Origin of the sequence: Streptomyces doebereineriae, assembly GCF_031845645.1 — a bacterium.
In the GTDB taxonomy this organism is placed as follows: domain Bacteria; phylum Actinomycetota; class Actinomycetes; order Streptomycetales; family Streptomycetaceae; genus Streptomyces; species Streptomyces canus.
In genome coordinates this window covers 1-12,493 of record NZ_JAVREZ010000035.1, presented here as the reverse complement: position 1 = coordinate 12,493, position 12,493 = coordinate 1, and the positions used below count along the sequence as shown (strand labels likewise).

Genomic DNA, 12,493 nt, shown 5'->3' with positions numbered 1-12,493 from the left:
CCGAACCACAGCGCCCTCACATCCGTGTCCTTCATGATGAAGGCCTCGTGAGGGTCCCCCCCCGTCCCCACGGGCTCCCCGCTCCGGTGCGTGTTCCCCCGTACGCACCGGAGCGGGGTTTTTCATGCGCCGCTGCCGGGACGTCTTTGTTCAGTTCAGAAACAATTTACTCTCGGTTCTGTCCACGGGGCGGTCCACACGGTGGCCGATCCACCGGAGCCGGTTAGGCTCGGTCTCGCAGAACCCACCGCGGTCCCGGCGGACCGTGTCACACCCCAAGAAGGAGATGCTCGTGCCGTCCATCGACGTCGTCGTAGCCCGGGAAATCCTGGACTCCCGAGGCAACCCCACGGTCGAGGTCGAGGTCGGCCTCGACGACGGCAGCACGGGTCGTGCCGCCGTTCCGTCCGGCGCCTCCACGGGTGCCTTCGAGGCCATCGAGCTCCGCGACGGTGACCCCAACCGCTACCAGGGCAAGGGTGTCGAGAAGGCCGTCCTCGCCGTCATCGAGCAAATCGGCCCGGAGCTCGTCGGCTACGACGCCACCGAGCAGCGCCTGATCGACCAGGCCATGTTCGACCTGGACGCCACCGACAACAAGGGCTCGCTCGGCGCCAACGCCATCCTCGGCGTCTCCCTCGCCGTCGCCCACGCCGCCTCCGAGGCCAGCGACCTCCCGCTCTTCCGCTACCTGGGCGGCCCGAACGCGCACCTGCTGCCGGTGCCGATGATGAACATCCTGAACGGCGGCTCGCACGCCGACTCCAACGTGGACATCCAGGAGTTCATGATCGCCCCGATCGGCGCGGAGTCCTTCTCCGAGGCGCTGCGCTGGGGCACCGAGGTCTACCACACCCTCAAGAAGGTCCTGAAGAGCAAGGGCCTGTCCACCGGCCTCGGTGACGAGGGCGGCTTCGCGCCGAACCTGGAGTCCAACCGCGCCGCCCTGGACCTCATCCTCGAGGCCATCAAGGAAGCCGGTTACATCCCCGGCGAGCAGGTCGCCCTGGCGCTCGACGTCGCCGCCTCCGAGTTCTACAAGGACGGCAAGTACCAGTTCGAGGGCAAGGACCGCTCAGCGGCCGAGATGACGGAGTACTACGAGGAGCTCGTGGCGGCCTACCCGCTCGTCTCCATCGAGGACCCGCTGTTCGAGGACGACTGGGCCGGCTGGAAGGTCCTCACCGACAAGCTCGGTGACAAGGTCCAGATCGTCGGCGACGACCTGTTCGTCACCAACCCGGAGCGCCTGGCCCGCGGCATCGACGACGGCGCCGCCAACGCGCTGCTCGTCAAGGTGAACCAGATCGGCTCGCTCACCGAGACCCTGGACGCCGTCGAGCTCGCCCAGCGCAGCGGCTTCAAGTGCATGATGTCCCACCGCTCCGGCGAGACGGAGGACGTCACCATCGCCGACCTCGCCGTCGCCACCAACTGCGGCCAGATCAAGACCGGCGCCCCGGCCCGCTCCGAGCGCGTCGCCAAGTACAACCAGCTCCTGCGCATCGAGGAGATCCTCGACGACGCGGCGGTGTACGCGGGCCGCTCGGCCTTCCCCCGCTTCAAGGGCTGACCCCGGCAGGGCTAAGCCTTAGCCAGTCGTACGTACGTCCCCGTACCGGTCCCGTACCGTGTGCGGGGACGTACGCACGTAGAAGGGGAGGCGGAAGCCGATGGCTGTGAAGGACCGGGACCGTTTCTCCACCGCGACCAGGATCAGACTGCTCGGCGAGCAGACCGCGGCCCGTGTCTACCGCTCCCAGACCAAGCGACAGGCCCGCCGCTCCCGGCTGACCGGCCGGGCCGCGCTGCTCGCGCTCGTGCTGTGCACGCTGGTGGTGGCGCTGGCGTACCCGATAAGGGAGTACGTCTCCCAGCGCGCCGAGATCGCCGATCTGCAGCGGGAGAAGGCGCAGGCCGCCGAGCGGGTGGAGAAGCTGCGCGACCTCAAGGCGCGCTGGCAGGACGACACCTACGCCGAGCAGCAGATCCGGCAGCGGCTGCACTATGTGATGCCGGGCGAGACGGGCTTCGTCGTGGTCGACCCGGGCGCGGCCAGGCAGTCGCACACCGACCTCGGGACCGCGGACCGCCCCTGGTACGCGAACGTCTGGGACGGGGTCGACAAGTCCGACGCCTCCGACCAGTGAACCGACCGATGGACCGATAGAAAGACAGGCATGGAAACGCCTCCGCCCTCCACTCCGCGAACCGAGCCGACCGACGCGGACGTCGAGGCCTTCAAGCAGCAGCTCGGCCGGCCGCCGCGCGGACTGCGCGCGATCGCGCACCGCTGCCCCTGCGGTCAGCCGGACGTGGTGGAGACGGCTCCCCGCCTCCCCGACGGCACGCCCTTCCCGACGACGTACTACCTGACGTGCCCGCGCGCCGCCTCGGCGATCGGCACCCTCGAGGCGAACGGCGTCATGAAGGAGATGACGGAGCGGCTCCAGACCGATCCGGAGCTCGCGGCGGCGTACCGGGCCGCGCACGAGGACTACATCGCCCGCCGTGACGCCATCGAGGTGCTGGAGGGCTTTCCGAGCGCGGGCGGCATGCCGGACCGGGTGAAGTGCCTGCACGTCCTGGTGGGCCACTCGCTCGCCGCGGGCCCGGGCGTCAACCCGCTGGGCGACGAGGCGATCGCGATGCTGCCGGAGTGGTGGCGCAAGGGCGCCTGCGTGTCCCTCGCAGAGGAGAACGCCCAGTGACCCGCGTCGCCGCCGTCGACTGCGGTACGAACTCCATCCGCCTCCTCGTCGCCGACTGCGACCCCGAGACCGGCGAACTGGTCGACCTGGACCGGCGTATGACCATCGTGCGGCTCGGACAGGGCGTCGACCGGACCGGGCGGCTCGCCCCCGAGGCGCTGGAGCGGACCTTCGCCGCGTGCCGGGAGTACGCGGAAGCCATCAAGGAGCACGGGGCCGAGCGGCTGCGGTTCGTCGCCACCTCCGCCTCCCGGGACGCGGAGAACCGGGACGAGTTCGTGCGCGGGGTCCTCGACATCCTCGGGGTCGAGCCCGAGGTCATCTCCGGGGACCAGGAGGCGGAGTTCTCCTTCACCGGGGCGACCAAGGAGCTGGGGGGCAGCGACCACCTGGCCAGGCCCTACCTCGTGGTGGACATCGGCGGTGGTTCGACGGAGTTCGTGGTGGGCGACGACCATGTGCGCGCCGCACGCTCCGTCGACGTGGGCTGTGTGCGGATGACCGAGCGGCACCTCGTACGGGACGGGGTCGTCAGCGACCCGCCCACCGACGCGCAGATCGCCGCCATGCGGGCCGACGTCGAGGCCGCTCTCGACCTGGCCGAGGAGACCGTCCCGCTGCGCGAGGCGCGCACGCTGGTGGGGCTCGCCGGGTCCGTCACCACCGTGTCGGCGATCGCGCAGGAGCTGCCCGAGTACGACTCGCAGGCCATCCACCACTCCCGGGTCTCCCACGACCGCGTCCGTGAGATCACCGACTGGCTGCTGCACTCCACCCACGCCGAGCGCGCGGCCGTCCCCTCCATGCACCCCGGGCGCGTGGACGTCATCGCCGCCGGGGCCCTCGTACTCCTGTCGATCATGGAGCGGATCGGCGCCGAGGAGGTCGTCGTGAGCGAGCACGACATCCTCGACGGCATCGCGTGGTCGGTCGCGTAGGACTCTGCCGAGCACCTCTGCTGAGCAGGGAGAACAACGTATGAGCGCGTCCGGGGGGCCCTTCGGGGCCCCTCTTTGACGTGTCGCCGGGAAAGTTCGTGAAGTTCTTCACAAGGAATTGGGCCCTGTCGGACGACGAATCTGGTCCGGTTGACCCTTCCGGGGTCCCAGCACCCGTGTGAACACGTTCAAAACGGGGGGATGCGGACCTTGGGCGAGGGTCGCGTGAGGGGGTTGCGCGGGTCTCTCACAGGAGGGCTTTCGGTGCAGAGAGGCAGCTCACGCGGCATTGACAACGGGTCGCCCTATACGGTGGTTCCCATCTCGCGCCATGACCTGGATCACGCGAGTCGCGGAGGATAACACACCCTCTGCAAGAGCTTGTGAAGGGGCGCACGAGCGACCCCCCTGGGGCGGGTGGATACTCGATGGCATGAGCACCACGGAGCGTCCCAGGATCCTCGTAGTAGGCGGTGGGTACGTAGGCCTGTACGCAGCTCGGCGCATTCTCAAGAAGATGCGCTACGGCGAGGCGACCGTCACGGTCGTCGACCCCCGGTCGTACATGACCTACCAGCCCTTCCTCCCCGAAACCGCCGCCGGCAACATCTCCCCGCGCCACGTCGTCGTCCCGCTGCGACGTGTGCTGCCCAAGGCGGAGGTTCTCACCGGCCGGGTCACCACCATCGACCAGGACCGCAAGGTCGCCTCAATCGCCCCGCTGGTCGGCGAGGCGTACGAGCTGCCCTTCGACTACCTGGTGATCGCGCTCGGCGCGGTCTCCCGCACCTTCCCGATCCCCGGCCTCGCCGAGCAGGGCATCGGTATGAAGGGCATCGAGGAGGCCATCGGCCTGCGCAACCACGTGCTTGAGCAGCTCGACAAGGCCGACTCCACGACCGACGAGGAGATCCGCCGCAAGGCGCTCACCTTCGTCTTCGTCGGCGGTGGCTTCGCAGGTGCGGAGACCATCGGCGAGGTCGAGGACATGGCCCGCGACGCGGCCAAGTACTACACCAACGTCTCGCGCGAGGACATGCGGTTCATCCTCGTCGACGCCGCCGACAAGATCCTCCCCGAGGTCGGCCCCAAGCTCGGCCAGTACGGCAAGGAGCACCTGGAGAGCCGGGGCGTGGAGATCTACCTCTCCACGTCGATGGACTCCTGCGTCGACGGCCACGTGGTCCTCAAGAACGGCCTCGAGGTCGACTCCAGCACCATCGTGTGGACGGCCGGCGTCAAGCCGAACCCGGTCCTGGCCCGCTACGGCCTCCCGCTGGGCCCGCGCGGCCACGTCGACGCCCAGCCGACCCTCCAGGTCACCGGCACCGACTACATCTGGGCCGCGGGCGACAACGCCCAGGTCCCGGACGTCGCCGCCCGCAAGGCCGGCGTCGAGAACGCCTGGTGCCCGCCGAACGCCCAGCACGCGCTGCGGCAGGCGCGGGTCCTCGGCGACAACGTGATCTCCGGGATGCGGGGCTTCCCGCAGAAGGACTACAGCCACTCCAACAAGGGTGCTGTCGCGGGTCTCGGCCTGCACAAGGGCGTCGCGATGATCGTCATGGGCAAGATGAAGATCAAGCTCAAGGGCCGTCTCGCCTGGTACATGCACCGCGGCTACCACGGTCTGGCCATGCCGACCTGGAACCGCAAGGTCCGCGTCTTCGCCGACTGGACCCTCGGTATGTTCCTCAAGCGCGAGGTCGTATCCCTCGGCGCGATGGAGCACCCGCGCGAGGAGTTCTACGAGGCCGCGAGGCCCGTGCCGGCCGCCGAGCCGAAGAAGACCGAGGCGAAGGCCTCCTGACCGGCTCCGGTCGCTGATCCACCCCGAAGGACCTCCCGCCATCCGTGGTGCGGGAGGTCCTTCGGCGTTCCCGCGCCCACCGGATGTACATGGTCGCTGCATGTGTTTTGCCCAGACGTAACCCGCCGAAGGGACTGCGCCCCGGCATGCCGCTGTTTACCAAGGTGGACAATTCCGGGATCCTCGTCACGGAGGTGTACGCCATGGCAGATGCCGCGCTGCGGCTCAGGAACCTCATCGGACAGTTGCTGGGAGTGCCGCTCCCGGTGCGGATCCGCGCCTGGGACGGTTCGGAGGCCGGCCCGCCCGAGGCGCCCGCGCTGGTCGTGCGCAACCGGCGTGCCGTGCGCCGACTGCTGTTCAAGCCGGGTGAGCTGGGGCTGGCCCGCGCCTGGGTCACGGGAGACCTGGACATCGACGGTGATCTCTACACCGCCCTCGAGCTGATCTCGGGGCTCGTGTGGGAGCGCGGGGAGGATGCCAGGACCCTCTTCCAGGCCCTGCGCGACCCCGAGGTGCGCTCCGCCGTCCGCGGGCTCGTCGCTCTCGCCGGACCGCCGCTGCCGCCCGCCCCGCCGCCCGAGGAGATCCGCCGGGCCCGCGGCCATCTGCACACCAGGCGCAGCGACAAGCGGGCCATCAGCCACCACTACGACGTCGGCAACGGCTTCTACGAGATCGTCCTCGGACCGTCGATGGTGTACTCGTGCGCCTACTGGGAGGCTCCCGAACCCGGGGGAACCCTGGAGCGCGCCCAGCGCGACAAGCTCGACCTCGTCTGCCGCAAGCTCGATCTGCGAGCCGGGCAAAGGCTCCTCGACGTGGGCTGCGGGTGGGGCTCCATGGCCATCCACGCCGCCCGCGAGTACGGCGTGAGCGTCGTCGGCATCACCCTCTCCCAGGAGCAGGCGGCCTACGCCCGCAAGCGCGTCGCCGACGAGGGGCTCACCGACCGGGTCGAGATCCGGGTGCAGGACTACCGGGACGTGACCGACGGGCCGTACGACGCCGTCTCCTCCATCGGTATGGCCGAACACGTCGGCGCGGAACGGTACTTGGAGTACGCCGAGGTCCTGCTGCAGCTCCTGAAGCCCGGTGGACGGCTCCTCAACCACCAGATCGCCCGGCGCCCGCATCGCGACGAATCGGCGTACGACCTCGACGGGTTCATCGACGCCTATGTCTTCCCCGACGGCGAACTCGCCCCCCTCGGCACCACCGTGACCATGCTGGAGCGCGCCGGGTTCGAGGTGCGGGACGTGGAGTCGATCCGCGAGCACTACGCCCACACCCTGCGCCGCTGGGTCACCAACCTGGAGGCCCAGTGGCAGCGCGCGATCCGGCTCGCCGGTCCCGGGCGGGCCCGCGTATGGCGGCTGTACATGGCCGCGTGCGCCCTCGCCTTCGAACGCAACCGCATCGGCGTCAACCAGGTACTCGCCATCAGAACCGCCGAATCCGGTGCATCCGGGCTGCCGCTGAGATCCCGCACCTGGAACTGACTCCCGGCGGAGTCGCCGCACGTCACCGCCCACCCACGGGTACGGCCCAGCGGCCCCGCCGCCCGGCAGAGTGGCGGGTGTGACTGGTCGGTGACCGGCCGCGGCGTCTGGGTTCCGTGCCGGTTGGCGGCACCCCGTGCAGGATGGAGGGGCCCGTTGGCGGGCAACCGACCCCAAGTGCCGAATGGCTGTTCGGCGGTAGGTGTGCTCAGGACGGCCGCGGCGCCTGGGTTCCGTGCCGGGCGGCGGGCAGGAAGAAGGGCCCGCCGCCGGGCGGCGGGCCCCAACTGCCGTACGGCTGCTTGGGCTTACTCCGCCTTGATCGCTGCCAGCATGTTCATGCGGGCCGCCCGGCGGGCCGGCCACAGGGCGGCGAGGATGCCCACCGTCGCCGCCAGCAGCAGGAACACCCCCATCCGGGCCCAGGGCAGGACGAGTTCGTACGTCGCCATCTTCGTGCCGAGGAGCTCACCGGCCGCCCAGCCGAAGAAGACGCCCAGACCGATGCCCAGGACCCCGCCGAACAGGGAGATGACCAGGGACTCCAGACGGACCATCCGTTTGATGCCCTTGCGGTCCAGGCCGATCGCGCGGAGCATGCCGATCTCCTGGGACCGCTCGAACACCGACATGGCCAGGGTGTTGATGACTCCGAGGACCGCGACGATCACCGCCATGGCGAGCAGGCCGTAGAGCATGTTCAGCATCAGCGTGAACATCTGCGCGATGGAGTCGGACAGATCCTTCTTGTCCTGGACCTTGATGGCCGGGTTGGAGCCGAGGGCCTTCTCCAGCTTGTCCTTGGTCGCGGCGGAGGCGCCGTCGGACGTCTTCAGCATGACCTGCATGTCGGACAGTTCGCTCAGGTGCGGATTGAGTGTCGCGGTGTCGAGCATGATGCCGCTGATCAGCTCGTTGCCCTCGTAGACCCCGGCGACCGTGAGCTTCTGCGCCTTGCCGTCCTCGTAGTGGACGGTGAAGGTCGAACCCGCCTTCCAGCCGAAGGACTTGGCCCGGTCCTGGTCCACGACCACCTGGCTGCCGCCGACCTTGAACGCGCCGTCGTCCACCTTGAGGTCGGTCAGCTCGCCGATCGCGGAGCCGTTGACGCCGGTCAGGTACTCGGTTTGGCCGTCGATACGGGAGGCCGCGTTGCGCAGCGGGCTGACGGCGGTGACGTCGTCGACCTTCGCCAGCTTCTTCTCGACGTCCGCCGAGAGTTCGTTGCCGTTGGCCATGGAGACGACGTAGTCCGCCTTGACGGCAGCCGAGGCCATCTTGTCGATCGACTTCTGCAGGCTGCCCGCCATCACCGTCATACCGGTGATCAGGGTGAGCCCGATCATCAGCGCGGAGGCGGTGGCGGCCGTACGGCGCGGGTTGCGCACCGAGTTCTGGCGGGCCAGCTTCCCGGAGATGCCGAAGACGCGCAGGAGCGGTGCCGCGGCCGCGATCAGTGGGCGGGACAGCAGGGGGGTGAGGATGAAGACACCGATGATCAGCAGGACCGCGCCCATGCCCATGGGGGCCTGGCCGTCCGAGCCGTCCATGGTGGTGGCCGCCAGGATGACGGCGACACCCGCCCCGCTGAACAGCGCGCCCAGCGTGTTGCGCAGCACCAGCGACTTGGTCGTCGCCTTCGCGTGCACACTGCTCATCGCCGCCACCGGCGGGATCTTCGCCGCCCTGCGGCCCGGCAGCCACGCCGCCAGCATGGTGATCAGGACACCGACCGCGAGGGCCACCCCGACCGTGCCCGGCGTGATGACGAGCGGCCCGTCCGGGACGGTCGCCCCGAGCGTGCCCATGAGGGACTTGAGCCCCGCGCCGATGCCGATACCGGCCACGAGACCGGTCACGGCGGCGACCAGGCCCACCACGAACGCCTCGATCAGCACCGACCGCGTGACCTGCCTGCGGGATGCGCCGACGGCCCTGAGCAGCGCCAGCTCCTTGGTGCGCTGGGCGACCAGCATGGTGAAGGTGTTGGCGATGATGAAGGTGCCGACGAAGAGCGCGATGCCCGCGAAGACCAGCAGTCCCTGCTTGAGACCGCTCATCGAGGACGAGATCATCTCGGCCTGCTCGTCGGCGAGTTCCTTGCCGGTCTCGGTCTGCACCAGGTCCGCGGGAAGCGCCTTGTCCAGCGCGGCCTTCAGCGCGGTCTGGGAGGTGCCGGAGGCCGCCTTCACGTCGATCTCGTCGTACGTTCCCGGCTTGCCGAACAGCTTCTGGGCGGTGGCCGTGTCGAAGAGGGCGAGGCTGCCGCCGGCGGCGACATTGCCGTCGTCGGTGGTGAAGATGCCGGTGACGACCGGCTTCAGGACCGGGCCGTCGACCGAGATGCGCACGGTGTCGCCGACCTTGTAGCCGGCTCGCTTCGCGGTCTCGGAGTCGATCGCGACCTGGTTCGCGCCGTGCGGTGCGGCGCCCTCGGACAGCGGGTACCGGGGGTCCTTGTCCCCGTAGTAGTTGCCGCCCTGCGACTGGAAGCCGCCGCCGATGAGCTTGCCGTCCTTGTCGGCGATGGCGGTGAAGCCGCTGACGACGCCGATGGCGTTCGAGGCCCCCGGGACCTCGGCGCTCTTCTCGAGCAGCGCCTGGGTCAGGTCGGGGTTCTTCCCGATCGTGTTGCCCTCGTCCTCCCGGGACTCGGCGGTGACGGCCACGTCGACCTGGTCGAAGCCCTTGGCCGAACTCTTCTGGTAGGCCTCGGAGATGGTGTTGGTGAAGACCAGCGTGCCGGACACGAACGCCACGCCGAGCATGACGGCGAGCACGGTCATGAGCAGTCTGGCCTTGTGCGCGAGTACGTTGCGCAGGGCGGTGCGGAACATCAGGAGGTGCGGCCCTTCGCGTCGAACTGCTTCATGAAGTCGAGGACGTTGTCGGCGGTGGGCTGGTACATCTCGTCGACGATCCGGCCGTCCGCGAGGAACACCACCCGGTCCGCGTACGCCGCGGCCACCGGGTCGTGGGTCACCATGACGACCGTCTGCCCCAGCTCCCGAACGGAGTTGCGCAGGAAGCCCAGCACCTCGGCGCCGGAGCGTGAGTCGAGGTTTCCGGTCGGCTCGTCGCCGAAGATGATGTCGGGCCTGGACGCCAGCGCCCGGGCGACGGCGACGCGCTGCTGCTGGCCGCCGGAGAGCTGGGCGGGCCGATGGCTGAGGCGGTCCCGCAGCCCGACCATCTGGATGACCGACTCCAGCCACTGCTTGTCCGGTTTGCGGCCGGCGATGTCCATCGGGAGGGTGATGTTCTCCAGGGCCGTCAGGGTCGGCAGCAGATTGAACGCCTGGAAGATGAACCCGATCTTGTCCCGCCGCAGCTTGGTCAGCTGCTTGTCCTTCAGGGAGCCGAGCTCGGTCTCGCCGATGCGGACCGAACCGGAGGAGAAGGTGTCGAGGCCGGCGACGCAGTGCATCAGCGTGGACTTGCCGGAGCCGGAGGGGCCCATGATCGCGGTGAACTCGGCCTGGTGGAACTCGACGGTGACCCGGTCCAGAGCGACCACCTGGGTCTCGCCCTGTCCGTAGATCTTCGACAGATCCGTGGCGCGCGCGGCCACGGTGGTGGTCCGGCCGGCGACGGGTGTGGTGGTCACGGGATGGAACTCCTAGCGGGACGACATCGTTGAAGGACGTCTTCCATCGTGGTGGCCGCAGCGCGCCGTGTAGTCAGCCGCAGTCCTGGTTCCGAGGGCAGACTTCGGAGGGACCGAGCCGCTCGGTGTCATACCTGGGGATGACGGCGGCCCCTGATCGGGGCAAGTGCAGAGAACAGGTGGAGCGTCCTCGTTCGGACGGTGAAATTCCGTCATTCCGCATGCGCGGCCAGGGGTCCCACGTAACGCTATTGGCAAGTGCGGATGGCGTGTTCCGTGGTCTGATGCACCCTCAGACGTCAATAAAATAAGACAACATCGGTCCGCCCGTCCGCAGTTCGGGGGATGCACCCCGATAGGCTCGGACCTTCGACGCGGCGCCCATGGCCTGCCCGGATGGTGGAATGCAGACACGGCGAGCTTAAACCTCGCTGCCCCTTCGCGGGCGTGCCGGTTCAAGTCCGGCTCCGGGCACTTTCCCGCCCACGCAGTGAGTTCTCACGCGTGGGCCGGCACTCCGCCGTCAACCCTCGTAGACGGTCAGCACGGCACCGTCGATCTCGATCCGGCGGCCGGCGCGCATGCCGTCGCGGCGCAGTGTTCTCAGACAGGTGTGGAACAGGGGCAGCTCGTCCGCGTCCAGGACGGCGGCGGCCAGTTCCACGAGTTCGGTCACTGACTGATCGGTCAGTACCTCGGGCAGCTCGCCGGAGAGCAGAACGACCGATTCACCGGCGGGCCCGCGGACCACGGCTGTGGCCGGCCCGCCATGCACGAACAACACATTCCCCCCTGGGAGCCCGGGGTCGTGCGGCTCTCGCTCCTCGGGCAGGACGAGAGACTAGCGGGGGAGTGCGGTGCTTTCGGCCACAGTCGAAATTCTTTTTCTGACTCCACGGAAGAGTGAACATCCGCGGTCGCGGACCGCCGGGACATGCTTCCGGACGGTCACTTCCTTGGCCAAGGGGTGGGCCGGGGTCCCGGGCGGTTACTCGTGCGGCCCGGGAGGGGGCGTGGTGCGGGGTGGGTCTCCGGAGGGCGTCGTGCGAGGGCGCCCGGAAGGTCGCCCGGGGGAGGGGGCGGCTGCTTGCGGGGCGAGGGCCGGAGGAGCCGCGTCCGCGGGGTGAGTCAGCGCCCGGGTGGCCGCTTGCCTGGGGCGGGGCCGTTCTCCAGGGCGTCGCTCGGGCCCGGGCAGGTGGTTACTTCTTCGGGGTGCGGTCCAGTAGGGACTCCACGAGTGCGGTCACGTGGCGGCGGTCGTCGGCCGAGAGTTTCTGGAGGCTGGCGATGAGCAGGTCCACCTCGGGGTCGGCCGGGCGGGCCGTGCCCTCGGGGTCCTGGCCGGCCGGTGAGCCGTACACATGGATGCCGCAGGCCTCGGCGGCGGAGCGGCGGACGGTGTCCAACGGCAGTTCCAGCCCCTTGGACAGGCCCTCCAGGGTGGTCGACTGGGGCATGCGGACGACGCGGTCGGTGGTCGCCAGGTGGTGGACGGTGGAGCGCGGGATGCCGCCGCGGCGCGCCACGTCGCCGTAGGACCAGCCCTTGCGGTCCAGGCGCTCACGGATCAACTGCTGCAGTGCGTTGGCCACGGGTGGGTCACTTCCTGCTCGCCGCTCGGCGGAACCGTCCATGTCGCAGCCGATTCTACGGGCGGCCCCTCCCGCCGCCGAAAGGGTGATTCCCCGAACAGGTTGCGCAAGGGCGCCGCCAGGCCCTAGTGTCCAATCTCGTTGGACAGCGCGTCCGACCAAGTTGGACAGAGTGCGGGGGGAACCTGACTCGGTCCGACCGGAAATGCCCATCCCTGAGGGGGAATTGATCATGATGGACGCTCACGAGCTCGAGGCCGAGTCCGCGGAACTGCTGCCGGGCCGGGAGGCCCTCGGTCGTCTGAAGTTCAGCTTCAACAAGACGACCAACGT

The 12,493-nt window shown here is 69.2% G+C and carries 10 protein-coding genes and 1 tRNA gene; 7 read left to right on the top strand and 4 right to left on the bottom strand.

Going from position 1 to position 12,493, the window contains the following annotated elements; translation table 11 throughout:
- Positions 1-286: 286 nt before the first annotated feature.
- The 6 genes from eno (at position 287) to RNB18_RS48715 (ending at position 6,961) form a co-directional block, all read left to right on the top strand.
- Positions 287-1,573: a phosphopyruvate hydratase gene (gene eno, locus RNB18_RS48740; protein WP_057610369.1), complete on the top strand. Its 1,287-nt coding sequence runs from the start codon at positions 287-289 to the stop codon at positions 1,571-1,573.
- Between the two features lie 100 nt (positions 1,574-1,673).
- Positions 1,674-2,150: an FtsB family cell division protein gene (locus tag RNB18_RS48735; RefSeq protein WP_311720587.1), complete on the top strand. Its 477-nt coding sequence runs from the start codon at positions 1,674-1,676 to the stop codon at positions 2,148-2,150.
- Between the two features lie 30 nt (positions 2,151-2,180).
- On the top strand, positions 2,181-2,711 hold the full coding sequence (locus RNB18_RS48730) for a DUF501 domain-containing protein (protein ID WP_311720586.1): 531 nt from the start codon (positions 2,181-2,183) through the stop codon (positions 2,709-2,711).
- Complete coding sequence (locus RNB18_RS48725; protein WP_311720585.1) at positions 2,708-3,649, top strand: Ppx/GppA phosphatase family protein; 942 nt, start codon at positions 2,708-2,710, stop codon at positions 3,647-3,649. Before RNB18_RS48730 ends, RNB18_RS48725 begins: the two co-directional genes overlap by 4 nt.
- Before the next feature lie 433 nt (positions 3,650-4,082).
- Complete coding sequence (locus tag RNB18_RS48720) at positions 4,083-5,459, top strand: NAD(P)/FAD-dependent oxidoreductase (RefSeq protein WP_266563775.1); 1,377 nt, start codon at positions 4,083-4,085, stop codon at positions 5,457-5,459.
- 203 nt (positions 5,460-5,662) lie between these two features.
- Complete coding sequence (locus tag RNB18_RS48715) at positions 5,663-6,961, top strand: class I SAM-dependent methyltransferase (protein ID WP_311720630.1); 1,299 nt, start codon at positions 5,663-5,665, stop codon at positions 6,959-6,961.
- Positions 6,962-7,269: 308 nt separating this feature from the next.
- Here the strand turns inward: RNB18_RS48715 and RNB18_RS48710 are convergent, their stop codons facing one another.
- Together RNB18_RS48710 and RNB18_RS48705 are read right to left on the bottom strand one after the other, a co-directional pair.
- Positions 7,270-9,798 (bottom strand): ABC transporter permease, encoded by a 2,529-nt coding sequence (locus RNB18_RS48710; RefSeq protein WP_311720584.1) that lies wholly within the window; start codon positions 9,796-9,798, stop codon positions 7,270-7,272.
- A complete protein-coding gene (locus tag RNB18_RS48705) occupies positions 9,798-10,568 on the bottom strand; it encodes an ABC transporter ATP-binding protein (RefSeq protein ID WP_057610363.1) in 771 nt (256 codons plus the stop codon). The genes RNB18_RS48710 and RNB18_RS48705 overlap by 1 nt, the downstream gene beginning before the upstream one ends.
- Before the next feature lie 390 nt (positions 10,569-10,958).
- Between RNB18_RS48705 and RNB18_RS48700 the strand changes: the two genes are divergently transcribed.
- A tRNA-Leu gene (locus tag RNB18_RS48700) sits at positions 10,959-11,042 on the top strand.
- A 49-nt stretch (positions 11,043-11,091) separates the two neighbouring features.
- On the opposite strand, the gene RNB18_RS48695 is transcribed toward RNB18_RS48700, so the two are convergent.
- Positions 11,092-11,352, bottom strand: a complete 261-nt coding sequence (locus RNB18_RS48695; RefSeq protein WP_280851067.1) for a hypothetical protein — start codon at positions 11,350-11,352, stop codon at positions 11,092-11,094.
- Between the two features lie 415 nt (positions 11,353-11,767).
- Entirely contained in the window at positions 11,768-12,160 is a 393-nt protein-coding gene (locus tag RNB18_RS48690) for a helix-turn-helix domain-containing protein (protein ID WP_057611613.1), read from the bottom strand.
- Between the last annotated feature and the right edge of the window lie 333 nt (positions 12,161-12,493).